The sequence below is a fragment of the Streptococcus sp. M334 genome (assembly GCF_000187745.1).
GTDB lineage: Bacteria > Bacillota > Bacilli > Lactobacillales > Streptococcaceae > Streptococcus.
In genome coordinates this window covers 104,335-128,510 of the sequence record NZ_GL732488.1, presented here as the reverse complement: position 1 = coordinate 128,510, position 24,176 = coordinate 104,335, and the positions used below count along the sequence as shown (strand labels likewise).

The 24,176-nt window shown below is 41.1% G+C and carries 18 protein-coding genes; 12 read left to right on the top strand and 6 right to left on the bottom strand.

Going from position 1 to position 24,176, the window contains the following annotated elements; translation table 11 throughout:
* Positions 1–3 precede the first annotated feature (3 nt).
* The 7 genes from HMPREF0851_RS10645 (at position 4) to HMPREF0851_RS10610 (ending at position 11,227) form a co-directional block, all read left to right on the top strand.
* The gene (locus HMPREF0851_RS10645) at positions 4–879 is read left to right on the top strand and encodes a DivIVA domain-containing protein (protein WP_001123208.1); all 876 of its coding nucleotides are present in this window, start codon (positions 4–6) and stop codon (positions 877–879) included.
* Positions 880–1,131: 252 nt separating this feature from the next.
* Entirely contained in the window at positions 1,132–3,924 is a 2,793-nt protein-coding gene (gene ileS / locus HMPREF0851_RS10635; protein ID WP_000768053.1) for an isoleucine--tRNA ligase, read from the top strand.
* A 101-nt stretch (positions 3,925–4,025) separates the two neighbouring features.
* A complete protein-coding gene (locus HMPREF0851_RS10630) occupies positions 4,026–4,394 on the top strand; it encodes a hypothetical protein (protein WP_000853144.1) in 369 nt (122 codons plus the stop codon).
* A 134-nt stretch (positions 4,395–4,528) separates the two neighbouring features.
* Positions 4,529–5,221: a phosphoglycerate mutase gene (locus HMPREF0851_RS10625; RefSeq protein WP_000240129.1), complete on the top strand. Its 693-nt coding sequence runs from the start codon at positions 4,529–4,531 to the stop codon at positions 5,219–5,221.
* A gap of 52 nt (positions 5,222–5,273) precedes the next feature.
* Positions 5,274–7,685, top strand: coding sequence for a glycosyl hydrolase family 95 catalytic domain-containing protein (locus HMPREF0851_RS10620; RefSeq protein ID WP_009014314.1), 2,412 nt, complete (start codon positions 5,274–5,276; stop codon positions 7,683–7,685).
* 130 nt (positions 7,686–7,815) lie between these two features.
* Positions 7,816–8,517, top strand: a complete 702-nt coding sequence (locus tag HMPREF0851_RS10615; RefSeq protein ID WP_000323374.1) for an ABC transporter ATP-binding protein — start codon at positions 7,816–7,818, stop codon at positions 8,515–8,517.
* Position 8,518: 1 nt separating this feature from the next.
* The gene (locus HMPREF0851_RS10610; protein ID WP_000595886.1) at positions 8,519–11,227 is read left to right on the top strand and encodes an ABC transporter permease; all 2,709 of its coding nucleotides are present in this window, start codon (positions 8,519–8,521) and stop codon (positions 11,225–11,227) included.
* Between the two features lie 96 nt (positions 11,228–11,323).
* Here HMPREF0851_RS10610 and tpx read toward each other — a convergent pair whose 3' ends face one another.
* From tpx to HMPREF0851_RS10590, 4 genes are all read right to left on the bottom strand, one after another.
* On the bottom strand, positions 11,324–11,815 hold the full coding sequence (tpx, locus tag HMPREF0851_RS10605; RefSeq protein ID WP_009014312.1) for a thiol peroxidase: 492 nt from the start codon (positions 11,813–11,815) through the stop codon (positions 11,324–11,326).
* 124 nt (positions 11,816–11,939) lie between these two features.
* On the bottom strand, positions 11,940–12,869 hold the full coding sequence (psaA, locus tag HMPREF0851_RS10600) for a metal ABC transporter substrate-binding lipoprotein/adhesin PsaA (RefSeq protein ID WP_000733077.1): 930 nt from the start codon (positions 12,867–12,869) through the stop codon (positions 11,940–11,942).
* A gap of 31 nt (positions 12,870–12,900) precedes the next feature.
* Entirely contained in the window at positions 12,901–13,749 is an 849-nt protein-coding gene (locus HMPREF0851_RS10595) for a metal ABC transporter permease (protein ID WP_000559790.1), read from the bottom strand.
* Entirely contained in the window at positions 13,746–14,468 is a 723-nt protein-coding gene (locus HMPREF0851_RS10590; RefSeq protein ID WP_000619162.1) for a metal ABC transporter ATP-binding protein, read from the bottom strand. Before HMPREF0851_RS10590 ends, HMPREF0851_RS10595 begins: the two co-directional genes overlap by 4 nt.
* Before the next feature lie 179 nt (positions 14,469–14,647).
* On the opposite strand from HMPREF0851_RS10590, the gene pepO reads away from it, so the two are divergent.
* The 4 genes from pepO to HMPREF0851_RS16660 all read left to right on the top strand — a co-directional run bounded on the left by pepO (position 14,648) and on the right by HMPREF0851_RS16660 (position 20,285).
* Positions 14,648–16,540, top strand: a complete 1,893-nt coding sequence (gene pepO / locus HMPREF0851_RS10585) for an endopeptidase PepO (RefSeq protein WP_000199253.1) — start codon at positions 14,648–14,650, stop codon at positions 16,538–16,540.
* 59 nt (positions 16,541–16,599) lie between these two features.
* Complete coding sequence (locus tag HMPREF0851_RS10580; protein ID WP_000714148.1) at positions 16,600–17,364, top strand: hypothetical protein; 765 nt, start codon at positions 16,600–16,602, stop codon at positions 17,362–17,364.
* A gap of 169 nt (positions 17,365–17,533) precedes the next feature.
* A complete protein-coding gene (locus HMPREF0851_RS10575; RefSeq protein WP_000078992.1) occupies positions 17,534–18,175 on the top strand; it encodes a recombinase family protein in 642 nt (213 codons plus the stop codon).
* A gap of 409 nt (positions 18,176–18,584) precedes the next feature.
* Positions 18,585–20,285 (top strand): LPXTG cell wall anchor domain-containing protein, encoded by a 1,701-nt coding sequence (locus tag HMPREF0851_RS16660; protein ID WP_001038249.1) that lies wholly within the window; start codon positions 18,585–18,587, stop codon positions 20,283–20,285.
* Positions 20,286–20,581: 296 nt separating this feature from the next.
* Here the strand turns inward: HMPREF0851_RS16660 and HMPREF0851_RS10565 are convergent, their stop codons facing one another.
* On the bottom strand, positions 20,582–21,211 hold the full coding sequence (locus tag HMPREF0851_RS10565; protein ID WP_000690868.1) for an MBL fold metallo-hydrolase: 630 nt from the start codon (positions 21,209–21,211) through the stop codon (positions 20,582–20,584).
* A 123-nt stretch (positions 21,212–21,334) separates the two neighbouring features.
* Entirely contained in the window at positions 21,335–21,562 is a 228-nt protein-coding gene (locus HMPREF0851_RS10560; protein WP_009014309.1) for a hypothetical protein, read from the bottom strand.
* 379 nt (positions 21,563–21,941) lie between these two features.
* Between HMPREF0851_RS10560 and HMPREF0851_RS10550 the strand changes: the two genes are divergently transcribed.
* Positions 21,942–24,164: a RelA/SpoT family protein gene (locus tag HMPREF0851_RS10550; RefSeq protein ID WP_001123810.1), complete on the top strand. Its 2,223-nt coding sequence runs from the start codon at positions 21,942–21,944 to the stop codon at positions 24,162–24,164.
* The last annotated feature ends 12 nt before the right edge of the window (positions 24,165–24,176 follow it).

The window sequence follows — 24,176 nt, the reverse complement described above, 5'->3', positions numbered from 1 at the left end:
AATATGCCAATTACATCGTTAGAAATCAAAGATAAAACCTTTAGCACACGCTTCAGAGGGTTTGATCAAGAAGAAGTAGATGAATTTTTAGATATTGTAGTCCGTGATTATGAGGATTTAGTTCGCTCTAATCATGATAAGGATTTACATATTAAGAGTTTGGAAGAGCGTTTGTCTTACTTTGATGAGATGAAAGATTCATTGAGCCAGTCTGTATTGATTGCACAAGACACAGCTGAACGAGTAAAACAAGCTGCAGCTGAACGTTCAAATAATATTATCCATCAAGCAGAGCAAGATGCACAACGTTTATTGGAAGAAGCTAAGTATAAGGCAAATGAAATTCTTCGTCACGCAACTGATAATGCTAAGAAAGTTGCTGTTGAAACAGAAGAATTGAAGAACAAGAGTCGTGTCTTTCACCAACGTCTCAAATCTACCATTGAGAGTCAGTTAGCAATTGTTGAATCATCAGATTGGGAAGACATTCTTCGCCCAACAGCGACTTATCTTCAAACAAGTGATGAGGCCTTTAAAGAAGTTGTTAGCGAAGTTTTAGGTGACTCTGTCTTACAACAGCATTCAGAGGAAGAACCAATTGATATTACTCGTCAGTTTTCTCCTGAGGAAATGGCAGAGTTGCAAGCACGTATCGAAGCGGCTAATAAGGAACTTGCGGAAGCCGAAGCAAGAGCCGAGCAGGAACAAGTAGTTTCACCAGCTCCTGTTGTTGAAGAAAGTCTAGCTCATCCAGTTGGTCCAATGTATGAAGAGCCAGAAGTAGCTCCAAGCCATTACTCAGGCCCAACACCTGCTACTGAAGCTGTAAATTCAGAACCAGGTTTTGTGGCACCGCAAGAATCTGTTACAATTTTATAAGAAATAATCTGAGAACAATATCTTATCCTTATATTTTCAGCGAGCAGGAGATGGTGTGAGTCCTGTAATCCCTAATGATAAGATTATCCTCTCAAACAATCAAGTCTGAATGGAGTAAGATTTGACGTTCCCCACGTTACGGGATAAGAGGGAGAAGGATTAAATCTTTTTCCAAATAAAGGTGGTACCACGATTTTCGTCCTTTTTGGAAGTCGTGGTTTTTAATTTGTTATTATTTATAAAGGAGATACCATGAAACTCAAAGATACCCTTAATCTTGGGAAAACAGCTTTCCCAATGCGTGCAGGCCTTCCTACCAAAGAGCCAGTTTGGCAAAAGGAATGGGAAGATGCAAAACTTTACCAACGTCGTCAAGAATTGAACCAAGGAAAACCTCATTTCACCTTGCATGATGGCCCTCCATACGCCAACGGAAATATCCACGTTGGACATGCCATGAACAAGATTTCAAAAGATATCATTGTCCGCTCAAAATCTATGTCAGGTTTTTACGCACCATTTATCCCTGGTTGGGACACTCATGGTCTACCAATCGAGCAAGTTTTGGCAAAACAAGGTGTCAAACGCAAAGAAATGGACTTGGTTGAGTACTTGAAACTTTGCCGTGAATACGCTCTTTCACAAGTAGATAAACAACGTGAAGATTTTAAACGTTTGGGTGTTTCTGGTGACTGGGAAAATCCATATGTGACTTTGACTCCTGACTATGAAGCAGCTCAAATCCGTGTCTTTGGGGAAATGGCTAACAAGGGTTATATCTACCGTGGTGCCAAGCCAGTTTACTGGTCTTGGTCATCTGAGTCGGCTCTAGCTGAGGCAGAGATTGAATACCATGACTTGCTTTCAACTTCTCTTTACTATGCCAATAAGGTAAAAGATGGCAAAGGTATTCTAGATACAGATACTTATATCGTTGTCTGGACAACTACACCATTTACCATCACAGCTTCTCGTGGTTTGACAGTTGGAGCAGATATTGATTACGTTTTGGTTCAACCTGCTGATGAAGCTCGTAAGTTTGTGGTTGCTGCAGAATTATTGACTAGCTTGTCTGAGAAATTTGGTTGGGCTGATGTTCAAGTTTTAGCAACTTACCGTGGTCAAGAACTCAACCACATCGTAACAGAACACCCATGGGATACAGCTGTAGATGAATTGGTTATTCTTGGTGACCACGTTACAACTGACTCTGGTACAGGTATCGTCCATACAGCTCCAGGTTTTGGTGAGGACGACTACAATGTTGGTATTGCTAATGGTCTTGAAGTCGCAGTCACTGTTGACGAACGTGGTATCATGATGGCTAATGCTGGTCCTGAGTTTGAAGGTCAATTCTATGACAAGGTGGTTCCAACTGTCATTGAGAAACTTGGTGATTTGCTTCTTGCCCAAGAAGAAATCTCTCACTCATACCCATTTGACTGGCGTACGAAGAAACCAATCATCTGGCGTGCAGTTCCACAATGGTTTGCATCAGTTTCTAAATTCCGCCAAGAAATCTTGGACGAAATTGAAAAAGTGAAATTCCACTCAGAATGGGGTAAAGTCCGTCTTTACAATATGATTCGTGACCGTGGCGACTGGGTTATCTCTCGCCAACGTGCTTGGGGTGTTCCACTTCCAATCTTCTATGCAGAAGACGGTACAGCTATCATGACAGCTGAGACTATTGAACATGTGGCTCAACTCTTTGAAGTACATGGTTCAAGCATTTGGTGGGAACGTGATGCCAAAGACCTCTTGCCAGAAGGATTTACACATCCAGGTTCACCAAATGGCGAGTTCAAGAAAGAAACAGACATCATGGATGTTTGGTTTGACTCAGGTTCATCATGGAATGGAGTTGTGGTAAACCGTCCTGAATTGACTTACCCAGCAGACCTTTACCTAGAAGGTTCTGACCAATACCGTGGTTGGTTCAACTCATCACTTATCACATCTGTTGCCAACCATGGCGTAGCACCTTACAAACAAATCTTGTCACAAGGTTTTGCCCTTGATGGTAAAGGTGAGAAGATGTCTAAATCTCTTGGAAATACCATTGCTCCAAGCGATGTTGAAAAACAATTTGGTGCTGAAATCTTGCGTCTTTGGGTAACAAGTGTTGACTCAAGCAATGACGTGCGTATTTCTATGGATATCTTGAGCCAAGTCTCTGAAACTTACCGTAAGATCCGTAACACTCTTCGTTTCTTGATTGCCAATACATCTGATTTTAACCCAGCTGAGGATACAGTAGCTTACGATGAGCTTCGTTCAGTTGATAAGTACATGACCATCCGCTTTAACCAGCTTGTTAAGACCATTCGTGATGCTTACGCAAACTTTGAATTCTTGACAATTTACAAGGCCTTGGTAAACTTTATCAACGTTGACTTGTCAGCCTTCTACCTTGATTTTGCCAAAGATGTTGTTTATATCGAAGGTGCCAAATCATTGGAACGCCGTCAAATGCAGACTGTCTTTTATGACATTCTTGTGAAAATTACCAAACTCTTGACACCAATCCTTCCTCATACAGCAGAGGAAATCTGGTCATATCTTGAGTTTGAAGCGGAAGACTTCGTTCAATTGTCAGAATTGCCAGAAGCAGAAACTTTTGCTAATCAAGAAGAAATCTTGGATACATGGGCTGCCTTCATGGACTTCCGTGGACAAGCTCAAAAAGCTTTGGAAGAAGCTCGTAATGCAAAAGTTATCGGGAAATCGCTTGAAGCACACTTGACAGTTTATCCAAACGAAGTTGTGAAAACTCTACTCGAAGCAGTAAACAGCAATGTAGCTCAACTTTTAATCGTGTCAGACTTGACCATCGCAGAAGGACCAGCTCCAGAAGTTGCCGTTAGCTTCGAAGATGTCGCCTTCACTGTTGAACGCGCTGCAGGTGAAGTATGTGACCGTTGCCGTCGTATCGACCCAACAACAGCAGAACGCAGCTACCATGCCGTCATTTGTGACCACTGTGCAAGTATCGTAGAAGAAAACTTTGCAGACGCAGTTGCAGAAGGATTTGAAGAGAAATAGTCTAAGAAAAATACAGGAAAAATTCCTGTATTTTTTTAAAAAATAAAAACTTTAATAAAAATATGGTATAATATACCTTATTAAAATAAAAGGAGACAGTTATGAAGACAAAAACACTTGCACAAGTTGCTGGAATTATTGGGACTATCGCAGGCACGCTCTTGGCAATTTTACCTGTAATTATATTAATGATTGTACCTATTTTTGAGAATGAAGATTTTGCAGGAGTAATTTTGGCGATTATTTTCATTGTTTTTACATTAGTGAAAATCGCAACTCTAATTCTTGGAATTCTCTCTCTAATCTACTATAAAGATGATAAGCGTATTTCAATGGCACCATCTATTTTGTTAATCGTAGGTTCTGTAGTAGGCTTGATTCCATTTTTAGGCTGGATTGGTGGCATCGTCATTGTCACCGGTGGTGCCCTTTTTTTAACAAGCTTGAAACAATTTCAAGTTCAAGAATAGCTGTTTATTGGGAGAAGGGGCGTTTACCCCTTCTCTTTTTGATCGATTTTGACTAGCTTTTTTGTGAAAAATTGTGTAAAATAGAATAGATAAACGAGGGGAAACCTCGGAAAAATTAAAGGAGAATCCATCTAATGGTAAAATTGGTTTTTGCTCGCCACGGTGAGTCTGAATGGAACAAAGCTAACCTTTTCACTGGTTGGGCTGATGTTGATTTGTCTGAAAAAGGTACACAACAAGCGATTGACGCTGGTAAATTGATCAAAGAAGCTGGTATCGAATTTGATCAAGCTTACACTTCAGTATTGAAACGTGCGATCAAAACAACAAACTTGGCTCTTGAAGCTTCTGACCAATTGTGGGTTCCAGTTGAAAAATCATGGCGTTTGAACGAACGTCACTACGGTGGTTTGACTGGTAAAAACAAAGCTGAAGCTGCTGAACAATTTGGTGATGAACAAGTTCACATCTGGCGTCGTTCATACGATGTATTGCCTCCAAACATGGATCGTGATGATGAGCACTCAGCTCACACTGATCGTCGTTACGCTTCACTTGACGACTCAGTAATTCCAGATGCTGAAAACTTGAAAGTGACTTTGGAACGTGCCCTTCCATTCTGGGAAGATAAAATCGCTCCAGCTCTTAAAGATGGTAAAAACGTATTCGTAGGAGCTCACGGTAACTCAATCCGTGCCCTTGTAAAACACATCAAAGGTTTGTCAGACGACGAAATCATGGACGTGGAAATTCCTAACTTCCCACCATTGGTATTCGAATTCGACGAAAAATTGAACGTAGTTTCTGAATACTACCTTGGAAAATAAAAAATTGTAAGTCTAGAATTGATTTCTAGGCTTTTTATGTTAGTATGGTAGTATGATAAGGAATAAAAAACAAGATTATGTATTGGTCTACAAGCAACCAGCGTCAACAACATATAAGGGTTGGGAAGAAGAGGCCTTACCAATAGGCAATGGTTCTTTAGGGGCAAAAGTATTTGGGCTTATTGGTGCTGAGCGGATTCAATTTAATGAAAAAAGTCTCTGGTCTGGAGGTCCACTTCCTGATAGTTCAGATTATCAGGGTGGAAATCTTCAGGATCAGTATGTTTTTTTAGCTGAGATTCGGCAGGATTTGGAAAAGAGAGATTACAATCGGGCTAAGGAACTGGCTGAACAGCACCTAGTTGGACCAAAAACGAGTCAATATGGGATCTATCTGTCCTTTGGTGATATTCACATAGAGTTTAGCAATCAAGGTAAGACTTTGTATCAGGTGACGGATTACCAGAGACAGCTTAATATCAGTAAGGCGCTTGCGACAACTTCTTATGTCTATAAGGGGACGAGATTTGAACGTGAAGTCTTTGCCAGTTTTCCAGATGATCTCTTGGTTCAGCGCTTTACTAAGGAAGGGTCGGAAACTCTAGATTTTACTATGGACCTGTCGCTGACTCGTGATTTGGCTTCTGATGGAAAGTATGAGCAGGAAAAACTGGATTACAAGGAGTGCCAGCTGGATATCTCTACTTCCCATATCTTGATGAAGGGGCGGGTTAAGGACAATGACCTGCAGTTTGCTAGCTGTCTAGCTTGGAAAACGGATGGAGACATTAGAGTCTGGTCAGATAAGGTTCAGATATCAGGAGCCAGTTATGCCAATCTCTTCTTGGTGGCTAAGACGGATTTTGCCCAAAATCCTGCTAGCAATTATCGCAAGAAAATAGATTTAGAGCAACAGGTAAAGGACTTGGTGGAGACAGCTAAAGAAGAGGGTTATACCCAATTGAAATCAAGGCATATTGAGGACTATCAAGCCTTATTCCAGCGTGTTCAATTGGATTTGGGAGCTAATGGTGACATATCCACTACGGATGATTTGTTAAAAAATTATAAGTCACAAGAGGGGCAGGATTTGGAGGAGCTGTTCTTCCAGTATGGACGGTATTTATTGATTAGTTCGTCCAGAGACTGCCCAGATGCGCTACCAGCTAACCTACAGGGAGTCTGGAATGCGGTCGACAATCCTCCTTGGAATTCGGACTATCACTTAAATGTCAATCTTCAGATGAATTATTGGCCATCCTATGTTACCAATCTCCTAGAGACGGCCTTTCCAGTCATCAATTATATAGATGATTTACGTGTTTATGGTCGTCTAGCAGCTGCAAAGTATGCAGGAATCATCTCTCGGGAAGGGGAGGAGAATGGTTGGTTAGTCCATACCCAAGCGACTCCTTTTGGTTGGACGGCACCTGGTTGGGATTACTATTGGGGTTGGTCGCCAGCTTCCAATGCGTGGATGATGCAAACTGTTTATGAGGTCTATTCATTTTATAGGGATCAAGACTATCTCAGGGAGAAAATTTATCCCATGTTGAGTGAAACGGTTCGTTTTTGGAATGATTTTTTACATAAGGATCAGCAGGCGCAACGTTGGGTCTCTTCTCCGTCTTATTCTCCAGAACATGGTCCGATTTCGATTGGCAATACCTATGATCAATCTCTGATTTGGCAATTATTCCATGATTTTATTCAGGCTGCTCAAGAATTGGGGCTGGATGCGGACTTGTTGACGGAAGTCAAAGAAAAATTTGATTTACTAAATCCTCTGCAAATCACTCAATCTGGTCGAATCAGGGAGTGGTATGAGGAGGAAGAGCAGTATTTTCAAAATGAGAAAGTGGAGGCCCAACATCGACACGCTTCCCATCTGGTGGGACTCTATCCTGGAAATCTCTTTAGTCATAAGGGACAAGACTATCTTGAAGCTGCGCGTGCTAGCCTCAATGATCGTGGAGATGGGGGAACAGGCTGGTCCAAGGCTAATAAGATCAATCTCTGGGCCCGTTTGGGAGATGGCAATCGAGCCCATAAATTATTAGCAGAGCAGTTAAAGACATCCACCTTACCCAATCTTTGGTGTAGCCATCCACCTTTTCAGATAGATGGTAATTTTGGTGCTACTAGTGGCATGGCAGAAATGTTACTCCAGTCTCATACAGCTTATCTGGTGCCTCTAGCTGCCCTACCCGATGCTTGGTCATCAGGTTCCGTTTCAGGCTTAATGGCACGTGGACATTTTGAAGTGAGCATGCGCTGGGAGGATAAAAAACTCTTACAGATGACCATTTTATCAAGGAGTGGAGGAGATTTGAGCGTCTCTTATCTAGGTATTGAAAAAAGTGTAATTGAAGTCAATCAAGAAAAAGCAAAAGTGAATTGCATGGGGAAAGATTGTATTTCAGTAGCGACAGCAAAAGGCGATTTTGTTCAGTTTTATTTTTAAGAAGATGATAGAAGGCAGTGGTTTGAGACTGCCTTTTTTGATGGATTTGAGAATGTAAGCAGTTTCCAACTAGTTAAAAAAGCGTTATAATGGTAGTAGGAAGTAATTTGTTTGAGAGAGGGTGGGTCTGATGGCTTATATTGAGATGAAACACTGTTACAAGCGTTATCAGGTTGGGGACACGGAGATTGTGGCCAATCGTGATGTGAATTTTGAGATTGAAAAAGGGGAGCTGGTGATTATCCTTGGTGCGTCAGGTGCTGGTAAGTCAACAGTTCTTAATCTTCTCGGGGGAATGGATACCAACGACGAGGGGGAAATCTGGATTGATGGTGTCAATATTGCAGACTATAGTTCCCACCAGCGCACCAATTACCGTAGAAATGATGTCGGTTTTGTTTTCCAGTTTTATAATCTAGTTTCCAATCTGACAGCTAAGGAAAATGTGGAACTGGCTTCTGAAATCGTGACAAATGCCTTGGATCCTGAGCAGGTCTTGACAGATGTAGGTCTGGCTCATCGTCTCAATAATTTCCCAGCCCAGCTGTCTGGAGGGGAGCAACAGCGAGTCTCCATTGCACGCGCGGTAGCCAAAAATCCTAAAATCCTCCTTTGTGATGAACCGACTGGAGCCTTGGATTATCAGACGGGTAAGCAAGTCTTGAAGATTCTCCAAGATATGTCTCGTCAAAAGGGAGCGACGGTGATTATCGTGACCCATAATAGCGCGCTAGCTCCTATTGCGGATCGCGTGATTCACATGCACGATGCCAGTGTCAAGGATGTGGTGATCAACCAGCATCCTCAGGATATTGACAGTTTGGAGTACTAGCATGATTAAGCGAAAAACCTATTGGAAGGACTTAATTCAGTCCTTCACGGGCTCCAAGGGGCGTTTTTTATCCATCTTGATCTTGATGATGTTGGGCTCTCTAGCTCTCGTAGGTCTCAAAGTAACCAGTCCCAATATGGAGGCGACCGCTAATGATTATTTAAGAACTGCTAAAACCTTGGATTTGGCAGTCATGTCTAACTATGGCTTGGATCAAGTAGATCAAAAAGAACTAGAACATATAGAGGGCGCAGAGGTCGATTTTGGTTATTTGACAGATGTGACAATGGATAATGGGCAGGATGCCATTCGACTATATTCCAAACCAGAGCGAATTTCAACCTTTCAGCTAAGAGAGGGACGACTTCCGCAGTCAGACCAGGAAATTGCTTTGGCAAGTCATCTGCAGAGTCAATATAGCGTGGGACAGGAGATTAGTTTTAAAGAAAAAGAAGGCAGTCATTCCTCTTTAAAAGACCATACTTTTACCATTACTGGTTTTGTGGATTCAGCTGAAATCCTCTCCCAGCGGGATATGGGCTATGCAGGAAGCGGAAGCGGGACTCTGACAGCATACGGGGTGATTTTACCTAGCCAGTTTGATCAGAAAGTCTACAATATAGCTCGTTTGAAATATCAAGATTTGTCAGGTTTAAATTCCTTTTCAGTAGCTTATGAAGAAAAATCCAAGCAACATCAGGAAGAGCTTGAACAAACTTTATCAGATAATGGCAAGGCACGTCTGCAACTCTTGAAAAAAGAAGGCCAAGAATCTATCGATAAGGGGCAAGAGACCCTTGATAAGGCTGAGACTAATTTGCAGGAAGGCAAGCGTCGTTTAGCAACTGCTCAAGCTCGTTTACAGGCGCAGGAAAGTCAACTAGCCTTGCTACCTCAAGTTCAGAGAGAGCAAGCCAGTGCTCAACTTAGCCAAGCCAAGCAAGAATTGAGCAAGGAAGAAGATAAACTAAAGCAGGCTGAACAAAATCTAGCCCAAGAAAAGGAAAAATTAGACAAACATCAGCAAGTCTTGGATGATTTGGCTGAGCCCAAGTATCAGGTCTATAATCGTCAGACCATGCCAGGTGGTCAGGGCTACCTCATGTACAGCAATGCTTCAGCCAGTATTCGGGCAGTGGGCAATATCTTTCCTGTGGTGCTTTATGCTGTGGCAGCTATGGTGACCTTTACAACCATGACTCGTTTTGTGGATGAAGAGCGAACTCATGCAGGGATTTTTAAGGCTTTGGGCTACCGTAGTAAGGATATTATCGCCAAGTTTCTCCTTTACGGTCTGGTAGCTGGGACTGTCGGAACAGCTTTAGGTAGTATACTTGGCCATTATTTGCTAGCCAGTGTGATTTCAAGTGTTATTACAAAAGGTATGGTGGTGGGAGAAACCCAGATTCAGTTCTATTGGAACTATAGTTTACTAGCTCTTGGCTTGAGTTGGTTGGCGAGTGTGTTACCAGCCTATCTGGTGGCTCGGAGGGAATTACACGACGAAGCAGCCCAGCTTTTACTGCCTAAACCACCTGTTAAAGGAGCTAAAATCTTACTGGAGCGCATCGGTTTTATTTGGTGCCGTCTCAGTTTTACACATAAGGTAACAGCTCGTAATATCTTTCGTTATAAGCAACGGATGTTGATGACAATCTTTGGTGTAGCAGGTTCTGTAGCTCTGCTCTTTGCAGGCTTGGGAATCCAATCCTCTGTAGCAGGAGTTCCGTCTAGACAGTTTCAACAAATCCAACAGTATCAAATGATTGTCTCTGAAAATCCTAGTGCGACCAATCAGGACAAGGCAGAGCTAGAAGAAATGTTGAAAGGGCAGGATATTCAAGCCTACCAGAAAATTTATTCTAAGACGTTAGACAAGGATTTCAAAGGTAAGGCTGGCCTTCAGACCATTACCCTTATGATGACAGAGAAGGAAGATTTGACACCCTTTATCCATCTGCAAAATCATCAGCAGGAGCTGTCATTAAAAGATGGAGTTGTCATCACAGCTAAACTAGCCCAGTTGGCAGGTGTCAAGGTTGGGCAGACTTTAGAAATTGAAGGTAAGGAGCTAAAGGTAGCTGCTATTACTGAGAACTACGTTGGCCACTTTATTTATATGAGCCAAGCTAGCTATGTACAACTTTACGGACAGGTGCCCCAAGCTAATACTTATTTGGTTAGGCTAAAGGATTCTAGTGCGACTAGTATCGAAAGGCAGGCAGGTTTGCTGATGAATCAAGCTGCGGTGTCCAGCGTCGTCCAGAATGCTTCAGCCATTCGACTCTTTGACTCCGTCGCTAGCTCACTCAATCAGACCATGACCATCTTGGTCATCGTGTCGGTTCTATTGGCCATTGTTATCCTTTACAATCTGACCAATATCAACGTAGCTGAGAGAATCCGTGAACTCTCCACTATCAAGGTTCTTGGTTTTCATAATAAAGAAGTCACCCTCTACATTTATCGTGAGACGATTTTGCTGTCCCTTGTGGGAATCGTCCTTGGTCTGGTATCAGGTTTCTATTTACACCAATTTTTGATTCAAATGATTTCGCCTGCGACTATTCTCTTTTATCCGAAGGTAGACTGGGAAGTCTATGTAATCCCAGTGGCAACAGTAAGCATCATCTTGACCCTGCTTGGATTCTTTGTCAATCGTCATCTGAGAAAAGTTGATATGTTAGAAGCCTTGAAATCTGTAGAGTAAGGTAGTTGTTTCTAGCAGCTTGAACTTATATTTACTCGTAAACAAAAATCCTCCGTTTCAAAGAGCAGGAAACTCTTTGTGACAGAGGATTTTTTTCTATAGGGCTTTAGCTGCTGCAATTGCGGCTTCGAAGTTTGGTTCTGAGTTGATATTATCCACGTATTCAACGTAGCGAATAGTATTGTCAGTATTGAGGACAAAGACTGCGCGTGCCAATAGGTGCCATTCATTAATTAAGAGAGCGTAATCACGTCCAAAGGAATGGTCGAAATAGTCTGAGAGCATGATGGCATTTTCAATGCCTTCAGCACCGCACCAACGTTTTTGGGCAAAAGGTAGGTCCATGGAAACAGTCAAGACAACCGTGTTGTCCAGTCCAGCCAGTTCTTCATTAAAACGACGCGTTTGAGTTGAGCAGATGCCTGTATCGATAGAAGGCACGACACTCAAGACTTTTTTCTTGCCATCAAAATCAGCCAGAGATTTTTTAGAAAGGTCTGTAGTAGTGAGAGAAAAATCAAGTGCCTTGTCGCCGACTTGTAGTTGTTTACCTGTAAAGCTCACAGGATTTCCGAGGAAAGTTACCATAAGATACTCCAATCTTTTTTCTTCCATTTTAGCTGAAACGGTTAGAATTTTCCAATGATTTGACTGGAAATGTGGGTATAGAAAAAACGTCATCTCACATGTGAGAATGACGTTTTTCAGAGGCTTATTTTGCCAATCCTTCAGCAATCTTATCAAGGTTGTATTTCATCATGTTGTAGTAGCTGTCGCCTTCTTTACCTTGTTCTGCGATAGAGTCAGTAAAGATTTGTGCGTAGATTGGAATGTTTGTGTCTTGTGAAACAGTCTTCATTGGACGGTCATCCACACTTGATTCTACAAAGAGTGAAGGAGTTTTTGTTTGGCGAAGTTTTTCAACCAAGGTCTTGATTTGGTCAGGTGTTCCTTCTTCTTCAGTGTTGATTTCCCAGATGTAAGCACTTGGGACACCGTAGGCTTTAGAGAAGTATTTGAAGCATCCTTCACTGGTTACGATCAATTTCTTCTCAGCAGGGATATTGTTGAATTTAGCTTTTGCTTCCTTATCAAGTTTGTCTAGTTTTTCAGTATATTCTTTGAGATTTTTTTCGTAGAATTCCTTGTTGCTAGGGTCTTTAGCACTCAATTGTTTGGCGATATTCTTAGCAAAAATCATACCGTTCTCAAGGTTAAGCCAAGCGTGTGGGTCTTCTTTACCTTTTTCGTTTTGGCCTTCAAGGTAGATAACATCAACGCCTTCACTGACTGCGAAGTAGTCTTTGTTTTCAGTTTTCTTGGCATTTTCTACCAATTTTGTAAACCAAGCATTGCCACCTGTTTCAAGGTTGATACCGTTATAGAAAATCAAATCAGCTTGAGATGTTTTCTTAACGTCTTCAGGAAGTGGTTCGTATTCGTGTGGGTCTTGACCAACAGGAACGATACTGTGAAGATCAATCTTGTCACCAGCAATATTTTTAGTAATATCAGCGATGATTGAGTTTGTAGCAACAACTTTTAGTTTTTGACCAGAAGCTGCATCTTTTTTTCCGCTAGCACATGCTACAAGAGCAATGACGGAAAGAAAGAGAACGAGTAATGTACCTAATTTTTTCATTAGATCCTCCAATTTATTGGGGCTTTGCCCCTTATTTTAACAAATGTTTATTTTTCAGTTTCAAATATCGTTGTTTTGGAGCGATAAAGAAGCTAATGAGAAAGAAACTAGCGGCTGTAAGCACGATACTAGAACCTGCCGCAACGTTAAAGCTATAGCCGATAAAGAGTCCCAAAACTGAAGCAGTCGCTCCAAAGGTTGATGAAAGGAAAATCATGCTTTTCAGGCTATTAGCATACAGATAAGCAGTTGCAGCTGGGGTAATCAGCATGGCTACAATCAGGATAGTTCCGACACTTTGCATGGCTGTCACAGACACGAGAGTCAGGAGTACCATGAGAAGGTAGTGATAGAAATTGACAGGCATTCCCATGGCTTTAGCCAAGAGTTCATCAAAGGAAGTGATCAAGAGTTGCTTGAAGAAAATCCAGATTAACAAGAGAATGGCTGCCCCCACACCCATAGTAATAAACATATCCGTATCTTGGACGGCTAGGATATTACCAAAAAGGATATGGAAAAGGTCAGTTGAACTTTTAGCGACACTAATCAAGATGATACCGAGGGCTAAGAAAGAAGAAAAGGTAATGCCGATGGCGGTATCGCTTTTGATAATCGAGTTCCCCTTGATGTAGGTAATGATGATAGCAGCTAGCAATCCAAAGACAATGGCTCCGATAAAGAAGTCAACGCCTAAGATGAAGGAGAGGGCTACACCTGGTAAGACAGCATGTGAAATAGCATCTCCCATGAGTGACATCCCACGTAGAATGATGAAACATCCCACAGCTCCAGCTACGACCCCGACGACAATAGCTGTTATCAAGGCATTTTGTAGGAAATGGAATTTTTGCAATCCATCGATAAATTCTGCAATCATAGGTCACCTCCATTGAAAAAGAGTCGATTACCGTAAGCTTCTTTGAGATTGGCTTCGGTAAAGGTTTCTTTGGTTGGACCAAAGGCAATCACTTCTCGATTGACAAGTAAGACTTGATCGAAGTAGTGGGAAACCTTGCTGAGGTCGTGGTGAACGATGAGAACCGTCTTACCAGCTTTTTTCAAATCTCTCAGCGTATTCATGATGATTTCCTCACTGACAGAGTCAATCCCAACAAAGGGTTCATCCAAGAGGATATAATCGGCTTCCTGCACCAAACATCTGGCAATCAAGACCCGCTGGAATTGACCTCCAGACAGTTGACTGATTTGACGTTCAGCGTAGTCAGCTAGGCCGACGATTTCAAGGGCTTCCTCTACTTTTTTCCAATGTTTAGCATTTAAACTGCGAAAGAGAGGAATAGAAGGAAATAGTCCTAGCGAGACACATTCCTTGACCTTGATGGGAAAGTTGTAGTCGATATTGATTTTTTGTTCGACATAGGCAATTCGGTGTAAGGATTTTTTAACTTCCTTGTCATCGAGAAATGCCTGACCTTGATGTGGGATAATTCCCAGCATACCTTTTAATAATGTTGATTTTCCAGCACCGTTTGGACCAATGATTCCGGTAATTGTTGGTCCTTGGAGCACTAGTGAAATATCCTTAAGTGCCAACGTTTCTTTATAGGAGACACTGAGGTTTTCGATACGTATCATAAACTTATATTCCTCCTGACTCTTAATATACCTTAAAAAAAAATTAAGTCAAGTTAATTTTTCAAAAAATTAAAATATTAACAGTAAAATATTTAAGTTTCTTTAATCTTGTATTTTAATTGCATTCCCAGGTAATTTTTGTTAAGCTAAAAACAAGTACAAATGAAAGCGAGAACAAGATGACACGTTATCAAGATGATTTTTATGATGCAATCAATGGAGAATGGCAGAAGACTGCTGAAATCCCAGCAGATAAGTCTCAAACGGGAGGTTTTGTTGATTTAGACCAGGAAATTGAAGACCTGATGCTGGCGACAACAGACAAGTGGTTGGCAGGTCAAGAGGTGCCTGAGGATGCTATCTTGGCAAACTTTGTCAAATACCACCGCCTAGTTCGTGATTTCGACAAGAGAGAAGCTGACGGTATCGCACCTGTCTTACCACTCCTTAAAGAATTCCAAGAATTAGAGACTTTTGCGGATTTTACAGCCAAACTAGCAGAGTTTGAACTTGCAGGAAAACCTAACTTCCTTCCTTTTGGTGTATCGCCAGACTTTATGGATGCCAGAATCAATGTTCTATGGGCCAGCGCTCCAAGCACGATCTTGCCAGATACGACCTACTATGCTGAAGACCATCCTCAACGCGAAGAACTCTTGACTCTTTGGAAAGAAACCAGCGCAAATCTTCTCAAGGCTTATGATTTCTCTGATGAAGAAATTGAAGACTTGCTAGAGAAAAGACTAGAATTGGACCGCCGAGTTGCGGCAGTGGTGCTCTCTAATGAAGAAAGTTCAGAGTATGCTAAACTCTATCATCCATATTCTTATGAAGATTTCAAGAAATTCGCGCCTGCTCTACCTTTGGATGACTTCTTCCAAGCTGTTCTTGGACAAGTACCAGACAAGGTTATCGTAGACGAAGAACGTTTCTGGCAAGCAGCAGATCAATTTTATAGTGAAGAGGCTTGGCCTCTCCTCAAGGCAACCTTAATTTTAAGTGTTGTGAATCTTTCAACTAGCTATTTAACAGAAGAAATCCGTGTCTTGTCAGGTGCCTACAGCCGTGCACTTTCTGGAGTTCCAGAAGCCAAAGATAAGGTTAAGGCAGCCTACCAGTTAGCACAAGGTCCATTCAAACAAGCCTTGGGTCTCTGGTATGCCCATGAAAAATTCTCCCCAGAAGCCAAGGCAGACGTAGAGAAAAAAGTGGCAACTATGATTGATGTCTATAAGGAACGTTTGGCCAAGAATGACTGGCTGACTCCTGAAACTCGTGACAAGGCCATTGTCAAACTCAATGTCATCAAGCCTTATATTGGTTACCCAGAAGAATTGCCAGAACGCTATAAGGACAAGGTAGTGGATGAGACTGTTAGTCTTTTTGACAATGCTCTAGCCTTTGCGCATGTGGAAATCAAACACAGTTGGAGCAAGTGGAACCAGCCTGTTGACTACAAGGAGTGGGGCATGCCTGCTCATATGGTCAATGCTTACTACAATCCACAGAAGAACCTGATTGTCTTCCCAGCGGCCATTTTACAAGCACCTTTCTATGACTTGCATCAGTCATCTTCTGCTAATTACGGTGGTATTGGGGCAGTTATTGCCCATGAAATTTCCCACGCTTTTGATACCAATGGAGCTTCCTTTGATGAAAATGGTAGCCTCAAGGATTGGTGGACAGAGAGCGACTATGCTGCCTTCAAGGAGAAAACACAAAAAGTTATTGACCAATTTGATGGACAAGATTCTTATGGAGCAACCATTAACGGTAAATTGACTGTGTCAGAAAACGTGGCTGACTTGGGAGGAATCGCTGCAGCGCTTGAAGCAGCTAGGAGAGAACCAGACTTCTCAGCAGAAGAATTCTTCTACAACTTCGGTCGCATCTGGCGCATGAAAGGTCGTCCAGAATTTATGAAACTCTTGGCTAGCGTTGATGTGCACGCGCCAGCCAAACTTCGTGTCAATGTGCAAGTACCAAACTTCGATGATTTCTTTACAACCTATGATGTCAAAGAAGGAGACGGTATGTGGCGTTCACCAGAAGAGCGCGTGATTATTTGGTAATGAATCCAATCTAATACTAAAATCTGTAAATCTGCATAGGATGGGCTAAAGAGGTTAACATGAAGAAATTTTTAATGATGCTTTCAGCTATTCTTACTATTTTTATTTTAGCATCTTGTGGTGCAAACAAAAAAGATGAAAAAATAGAACCTTCGGCAACACAATCATCTTCGACCAAAGAGGAACATAAGGAAACCTCTACGAAGTCAGAGAGCCAAACTAGTACAAGTTCTTCAATGGCAACGCCGTCAACAACAATGGAAAAGAAAAGTGAAACAGGAAAAGATTTGTACGAGGGAGTAATAGAGAGGTACAATCATTTTACAGACCTTTTAAAGCAAGGGAATAGAGAAGATTTATACGAGGAAAATAAACAACACAAGATTGCATCAGAAGAATATGGCATGATTTTCTCTCGAATGGATTATCAAAATGCACCAGACTTTAAATATGCCCTTGTTGATTTGAATAAGGATGATCAAGCCGAGTTGCTTATTGGGGACGAAAAATTTGTTTCAGCCATTTATTATTTAGAAAATAAACAACCTAAGTTGCTTCACACAGCTTATGTAGCTTCTGCAGGTGGCTTTCGTTCCAGTTTAGTCATTTATGAAAATGGCCAAGTCATATATGCAGACTGGCAGTCAACACGACCAGAAATGAACTTAAGCCTTTATGCCTTTAATAAGGACGGAGTGCAGAAGATTAAAGAAGGGACTCTCCAAATTGGTGGGAATCAAAAGCCAGAGCAAGTCTTAGAGATTTCTTCTAATGAAGTTGATTTAGCTAAATTTGATTGGAAAGAACTCGAGCGGGTCAACTAGTACTTGATAAATAGGCTAGATTCTGACGTTATAAAATAGCAGTACACAAAAACCAAGGATAAAACATTCCTTGGTTTTTTGCGTACTAGAAGAAAGGATTGAAGGTCTTTTCTTATTTTAAAATTCATAGTAAAATATCCCTCTGTATCAAGATAACAGGAGGATTTTTATGTCTCAAAAGACTATTAACATAGGCTACGCCCGTGTATCTACTCATAAGCAAGACCTAGGATTGAAAGTGCAAATCGAAGCTCTCAAACATTGCGATAAACTTTTTATAGAAAAGGAATCTGGTGCAAATAACACTCGTCCTGAACTCACAAAAGCCTTAAAACTGGCCTCAGACTTTTCGAAAGATGGCAAGCAGGTTACTTTCACTATCTATAAGTTAGATAGACTGACTCGATCTATGTTTAAGCTGCTAGAACTTATTGAACTATTTAATGAATCTAATATTCACCTAGTCAGTTTGCATGAAAAACTAGAAACAGGTTCTCTTATTGGCAGGTTACTTTGCATCATTTTAGGCTTTGTGGCAGAAAATGAGCTGGAAAATCTGAGGTTTCGCACAAAAGAGGGACTTCGAAAAGCTAAGGAAAATGGTGTTAGATTAGGAGCAAAACGGATTTCAAAAGAAAAGGAGGAGCGCATACTTAACAAATATCTACATTCAAATATAAGCATACGTAATATTGCAAAAGCTGAACAAATTTCTACATCAACCCTATATAAAGTGTTAGAACGTAATAAAGTAGCGAACAATCGTCAAAAAAAACGGAAAATCATTGCTAAAAATAGGGAAAAATGGTAGAATAAAGCCGTAAATTTGTTTCGATTAACGACCGTTTGATAAAACAGTCAAAACAACAGTATGAATATTTTAAAAAATGCGAGTTTAACAGTGTTTTTAACCTGTATTAGACTGGTATTTTTTGTGTATCGTTTAACGGTCGTTACGCGATACACTTAGTTCCCTATCTCTAAAGGAGATAGCTAGCTTTTGGCAACAAAAAACTTAAAAATCATTAAGATATGTAATAGTATGATAGCTGTATTGTTCAGTTAATGGATGAAGGTTCATTTAAGGCTTCTATCAAGAACATTAAATGTTTAGAGAATGAGTTGGCTCAAAATTTTGCTTTTGTGGTCTTGAAAGGAAGTTGATTTTGTTATTTTATAAGCCTAAAAAGGCAATTATATATTCCTGAGGAGGAAAAATTATGAATAAACTCACTAAACTAGGTATTGTTACCTTCTCTGCTGTCACTCTTAGTGCTGTAGTGCCAACTTTGGTGCATGCCGAGGAAAACGTTGCGCCGCAACCAAATGTTGCCGCGAGACCCACTACTCAACCAACACTCACACCAAAACCAGCAGAAAATCCTCAACCAGAGGTTAAACCTGCAGAGCAACCACAGCCTACTCAGCCAGTTAAACTAGCTGAGAACAAGCCGGTTGAAAATAAACCAGCTGAAAAACCCGTTCCAACTCCAAAACCAGCAGAAAACCCTCAACCAGAGATTAAGCCTGCAGAACAACCGCAACCTGCTAAACCAGTGAAACCATCTGAGAAACCGATTGAGAATCCTGTAAATCATGACAACCCAGAAGTTAAACCAGCTGAAAATGCTGGATTGCCAAAGATTCCTTATCGAAAAGACCAGCCAAAACGTTGGTTTAACGGAGCAGGTCGCCCTACTCTAACAACAAACGACCTTGCTATTCCACTTCCTACTGAAAATGTAGAAAAAACATCTTACGGTTGGTGGACAGCTGAACCAGACTTGCTTCATGCAGGCTCTCATATAAAAACAAGTACTTTCAGTTCGAATTTCAATGTACCGATGTTCGAAAACGGTAAAGAGATAAACTTTAAAGATGGATTTAAAGAGATGGATAGTAGGTTTAGACCTGCTCTTGTTCGAGTAAAAGTTCCAGAGTTGGAAGGAACAAACTATGAAGCTTATACAATCTTCTATGAAGTTCCTAATAAAAATGGAAATCCAACTTACGGAACAAATCAAACTCTCCAAAGTGGTAATGTCGCTTTAACTTTCAAATCAAAAGAGAAGAAAGAAGATATCCAGGTTTATACCTTAACTAAGGATAGAAAACTAGAAGAACTCTATTTCCAAGGATACCCAAAAGAAGATATAATTCTCTCTAATCGCTATGATGAGAAAACTAAAACTCATTCATACAATCTATATGGTGAAACCTATCAAACTTACGTTTTCTTGTTTAAGAACCCTGCTGAAAAACCAGCCGAGCAAGTAAAGCCAGAAGTTAAGCCAAGCGAGAATCCTATAAATCCAGCCATCCCAAACAATACTCGTGTTCTTTCGAACAAAGCTGGAAGCGTTCGAGTACATGGTTCAGAAGTAACACTCAAAAATGTCAGCTATATCAAGGTAGAAGAAACCAAGTCGACTTCACTTGAATCAAAAGACTATAAGGCCTTCGACATTCATTTATATGACGCAAATGGTAAAGCTATCCAGCCAAACGGCATGGTTCTAGTAAGTCTTTCTGCCGATAAGCCAGTTGAAAATGTCTATTATGTTGCTCCAGATGGTACTTTACAGGCATTGAAGTTCAAACAAGATACAGATAAGGTTACTTTTGAAACCAATCACTTTAGTATCTATGCTATGACTTTCAAAGTTGCCGCAAGCCGTGATAACGGAGGTAGTCCAACTCCTGTTCCAGTTGTAAATAGTAATAACACAGAACAAAAAGGAAATGACGCAAGTAGTACAAAAACTCAAGTTGAGCCGTTAGCAACTAAGACTGAAACTATTTCGAAACAAGTAGCTAAGACTTTGCCAAATACTGGAGAAAATAACTCAATTCTCGCCACTCTATTTGGAATGTTAACTCTAACTGCTGGATTATTTAGCTTTCGTAAGGAGTCAGAATAACTCCAATTCATAGTTTATCTATCAATTATTTTAGACTGTGAAAAAATCAATTTGAGGAGATAATTTAGAAAATCTTTTCATGATAAAACGCATAATATCAAATTTTTCTACACTTGATATTATGCGTTTTTATAATTCTACAATAGTATAAATATAGTGAGATGAAATAAAATCTTAACAAATCGATTGGAAAATTGAAAGTAATTTATAAAAATGAATTAGAAGTCATGTTGTACTATTCCAATTTCAAACTGCTATAGTTTACTTAAATTGCGATAGTAATTATCATAATCTTGTTAGAAAAAGGGATTGAAGGTCTTTTCATGGGCGATGGTCGTAGCTGGACCATGTCCTGGATAGACATCGTAGTTTGGTAGGGTGAAAAGTTGGGTTTTGATACTATGGAGAAGTTGCTCCATGCTACCAGTCGGAAGATCGGTCCGTCCGATGGTTTCACGGAAAAGAGCATCACCTGTCAAGACTAGGTGAGCATCAGGAAAGACGATAGAAACGCCGCCGATAGAGTGACCTGGAGTTGACAAGACAGTGAAGCGGAACTCTTCAATTTGATATTCCTCATGAAAGACAAAGGTGTGCTCTGCAGGTTTTGCGACCACATCTGCCATATCATCGTGGCGAGGAAGCCCAGAGAGATTATCGACAGGAGTGTAGAGCCAGCTGGCCTCACTCTCTGCGATATAAACAGGAGGATTGCCAAAAGTCTCGCGAACCAAGTCCAGACTCATGATATGGTCATAATGGGCGTGGGTCAGGAGAATAGCGCAGACAGGTTTGTTGATGTTCTCTATTGTCTGACGAATAGCTTCCCAATGGCTGCCAGGATCGACCACGATGAGGTTCTTTTCGCCTTCCAAATAATAGGTATTTTCATAGGCAACAGGATTCACAGTTTTATGGATTTTCATATTGACTCCAATCTCAAAGAATGTACTAAGATAAGTATAGCACAGTTGGGGAGAATAGGTAAGGATTTAGAATGAATTTAAAAACCAGCATGACTAGATGAAGACAGGCTGGTTATCAATTTATCAATATTGGAGAGGTGTCAATTGCCCTTCATAGGTTGCATAAACTCCGTCATTAGCTTGTTTGATAGACGTGATGTTTAGAGTGCCACCGTAGTTGGCTTCTCGTTTATCGCTATATTCACTATAACTTATCCTATTGGGCAGGTTCTGGTCGTTAGCATAGTATTGAACGACTGTTTTTTTATAGCTTTGCTGGCTGAATAGGAGTAGGCAACTAACTCCTAACACTAGGAGAGCAAAGATAGAAATAGCAGTTTTTTTCATAGGTGTTCTCCTTATAAACTAAAGGATAAAAGAAAGTATCTTGAGGATTTTAATTCCAAAATCCAGTCAAGGTACCAGTGTATGTGACACGAGTTCCACCGTTTATCTTTCGTATCTTCAATGGAATTGGGGAAGTCAGAAAGTCTTTCGGTTACAATATGGTTTCCGTTCTTCTATCTCTCCTTCTATCACCTAAGTTTAAAATCTAACTTCGTAATATATTATAGACCAATAATTCAGAATTGTCAAGCAATTCTGAATTATTTTTTTCTTATTCTGTTCCAATCTAGTTTTCATATTCTTAAAAAAGTGATAAAATGGTAGGAAGAATTGGAGAGTAGAGATGCCAAAAGAAGTGAATTTAACAGGCGAAGAAGTTGTCGCTTTAACCAAAGAATATTTAACGGAAGAGGATGTCCATTTTGTCCATAAGGCCTTGGTCTATGCTGTTGAATGCCATAGTGGTCAATATCGTAAATCAGGTGAACCTTATATCATTCACCCTATCCAAGTGGCAGGTATTTTAGCCAAGCTCAAGCTGGATGCTGTAACGGTAGCTTGCGGTTTCTTGCATGATGTGGTGGAGGATACAGATGCGACCTTGGACGATTTGGAAAGAGAGTTTGGTCCTGATGTGAGGGTAATCGTCGATGGGGTTACCAAGCTCGGTAAGGTCAAGTACAAGTCTCACGAAGAGCAGTTGGCTGAAAATCATCGCAAGATGCTCATGGCCATGTCTGAGGACATCCGTGTTATTTTGGTCAAACTGTCTGACCGCTTGCACAATATGCGGACCCTGAAACACCTTCGAAAAGACAAGCAGGAGCGCATTTCCAAAGAAACTATGGAAATCTATGCCCCACTTGCTCACCGTTTGGGGATTTCCAGTGTCAAATGGGAATTAGAAGACTTGTCTTTCCGTTATCTCAATCCAACGGAGTTTTACAAGATTACCCATATGATGAAGGAAAAGCGCAGAGAGCGTGAGGCCTTGGTGGATGAGGTGGTCACAAAATTAGAAGACTATACGACAGATCGTCACTTGAAAGGGAAGATTTACGGTCGTCCCAAGCATATTTACTCAATTTTCCGTAAAATGCAGGATAAGAGAAAACGGTTTGAGGAAATCTATGACTTGATTGCCATTCGTTGTATTTTAGATACCCAAAGTGATGTTTATGCCATGTTGGGTTATGTGCATGAACTTTGGAAACCCATGCCTGGTCGTTTCAAAGACTATATCGCCAACCGCAAGGCCAATGGTTACCAGTCTATCCATACGACAGTTTATGGGCCAAAAGGGCCGATCGAATTCCAGATTCGAACTAAAGCCATGCACGAGGTGGCTGAGTACGGGGTTGCGGCTCACTGGGCTTATAAGAAAGGCATTAAGGGGCAAGTCAACAGCAAGGAATCTGCTATTGGGATGAACTGGATCAAGGAGATGATGGAGCTCCAAGATCAGGCTGATGATGCCAAGGAATTTGTGGATTCAGTTAAGGAAAACTATCTGGCTGAGGAGATTTACGTCTTTACTCCAGATGGGGCTGTCCGCTCTCTTCCAAAAGATTCAGGACCTATTGATTTTGCATACGAAATTCATACTAAAGTAGGGGAAAAAGCAACTGGTGCCAAGGTCAATGGCCGTATGGTTCCACTGACAACCAAGCTCAAGACAGGGGATCAGGTCGAAATTGTCACTAACCCCAACTCCTTTGGACCGAGTCGTGACTGGCTCAATATGGTCAAGACCAGCAAGGCGCGTAACAAGATTCGTCAGTTCTTTAAAAATCAAGATAAGGAATTGTCAGTCAACAAGGGTCGTGAAATGTTGATGGCCCAGTTCCAAGAAAATGGTTATGTGGCCAATAAATTCATGGACAAGCGCCATATGGACCAAGTTCTACAAAAGACCAGCTACAAGACAGAAGAATCCCTCTTTGCGGCTATTGGTTTTGGAGAAATTGGTGCTATTACTGTCTTTAACCGTCTGACTGAAAAGGAACGTCGTGAAGAAGAACGTGCCAAGGCCAAGGCTGAAGCAGAAGAACTTGTCAAAGGTGGAGAGGTCAAGGTTGAAAACAAAGAAACCCTCAAGGTTAAGCATGAGGGTGGAGTAGTCATTGAAGGTGCCTCAGGCCTCCTAGTGCGGATTGCTAAGTGTTGTAACCCCGTGCCTGGTGATGACATTGTTGGCTATATTACTAAGGGTCGTGGTGTGGCTATTCACCGTGTGGACTGTATGAACCTGCGCGCTCAAGAAAACTACGAGCAACGTCTCCTTGATGTGGAATGGGAAGACCAGTACTCTAGCTCAAATAAGGAGTATATGGCCCATATCGATATTTATGGCCTCAACCGTACAGGATTGTTGAACGATGTACTGCAAGTTCTATCAAACACAACCAAGAATATCTCAACAGTTAACGCCCAACCAACCAAGGATATGAAATTTGCCAATATCCATGTGTCCTTCGGCATTGCCAACCTATCGACGCTAACCACGGTCGTAGACAAGATTAAGAGTGTGCCAGAAGTTTACTCTGTCAAACGAACCAACGGCTAATTGTCTGAGCTC

What these genes read in the sequence shown, in the direction of transcription:
- HMPREF0851_RS10610 (WP_000595886.1), top strand. Translation starts at nt 8,519, where the DNA reads ATGATTAAGCGAAAAACCTATTGGAAGGACTTAATTCAGTCCTTCACG.
- HMPREF0851_RS10620 (WP_009014314.1), top strand. Translation starts at nt 5,274, where the DNA reads ATGATAAGGAATAAAAAACAAGATTATGTATTGGTCTACAAGCAACCA.
- pepO (WP_000199253.1), top strand. Translation starts at nt 14,648, where the DNA reads ATGACACGTTATCAAGATGATTTTTATGATGCAATCAATGGAGAATGG.
- HMPREF0851_RS10595 (WP_000559790.1), bottom strand. Translation starts at nt 13,749, where the DNA reads ATGATTGCAGAATTTATCGATGGATTGCAAAAATTCCATTTCCTACAA.
- ileS (WP_000768053.1), top strand. Translation starts at nt 1,132, where the DNA reads ATGAAACTCAAAGATACCCTTAATCTTGGGAAAACAGCTTTCCCAATG.
- HMPREF0851_RS10615 (WP_000323374.1), top strand. Translation starts at nt 7,816, where the DNA reads ATGGCTTATATTGAGATGAAACACTGTTACAAGCGTTATCAGGTTGGG.
- HMPREF0851_RS10575 (WP_000078992.1), top strand. Translation starts at nt 17,534, where the DNA reads ATGTCTCAAAAGACTATTAACATAGGCTACGCCCGTGTATCTACTCAT.
- tpx (WP_009014312.1), bottom strand. Translation starts at nt 11,815, where the DNA reads ATGGTAACTTTCCTCGGAAATCCTGTGAGCTTTACAGGTAAACAACTA.
- HMPREF0851_RS10590 (WP_000619162.1), bottom strand. Translation starts at nt 14,468, where the DNA reads ATGATACGTATCGAAAACCTCAGTGTCTCCTATAAAGAAACGTTGGCA.
- HMPREF0851_RS10645 (WP_001123208.1), top strand. Translation starts at nt 4, where the DNA reads ATGCCAATTACATCGTTAGAAATCAAAGATAAAACCTTTAGCACACGC.
- HMPREF0851_RS10625 (WP_000240129.1), top strand. Translation starts at nt 4,529, where the DNA reads ATGGTAAAATTGGTTTTTGCTCGCCACGGTGAGTCTGAATGGAACAAA.
- HMPREF0851_RS10630 (WP_000853144.1), top strand. Translation starts at nt 4,026, where the DNA reads ATGAAGACAAAAACACTTGCACAAGTTGCTGGAATTATTGGGACTATC.
- HMPREF0851_RS10550 (WP_001123810.1), top strand. Translation starts at nt 21,942, where the DNA reads ATGCCAAAAGAAGTGAATTTAACAGGCGAAGAAGTTGTCGCTTTAACC.
- HMPREF0851_RS10580 (WP_000714148.1), top strand. Translation starts at nt 16,600, where the DNA reads ATGAAGAAATTTTTAATGATGCTTTCAGCTATTCTTACTATTTTTATT.
- HMPREF0851_RS16660 (WP_001038249.1), top strand. Translation starts at nt 18,585, where the DNA reads ATGAATAAACTCACTAAACTAGGTATTGTTACCTTCTCTGCTGTCACT.
- HMPREF0851_RS10565 (WP_000690868.1), bottom strand. Translation starts at nt 21,211, where the DNA reads ATGAAAATCCATAAAACTGTGAATCCTGTTGCCTATGAAAATACCTAT.
- psaA (WP_000733077.1), bottom strand. Translation starts at nt 12,869, where the DNA reads ATGAAAAAATTAGGTACATTACTCGTTCTCTTTCTTTCCGTCATTGCT.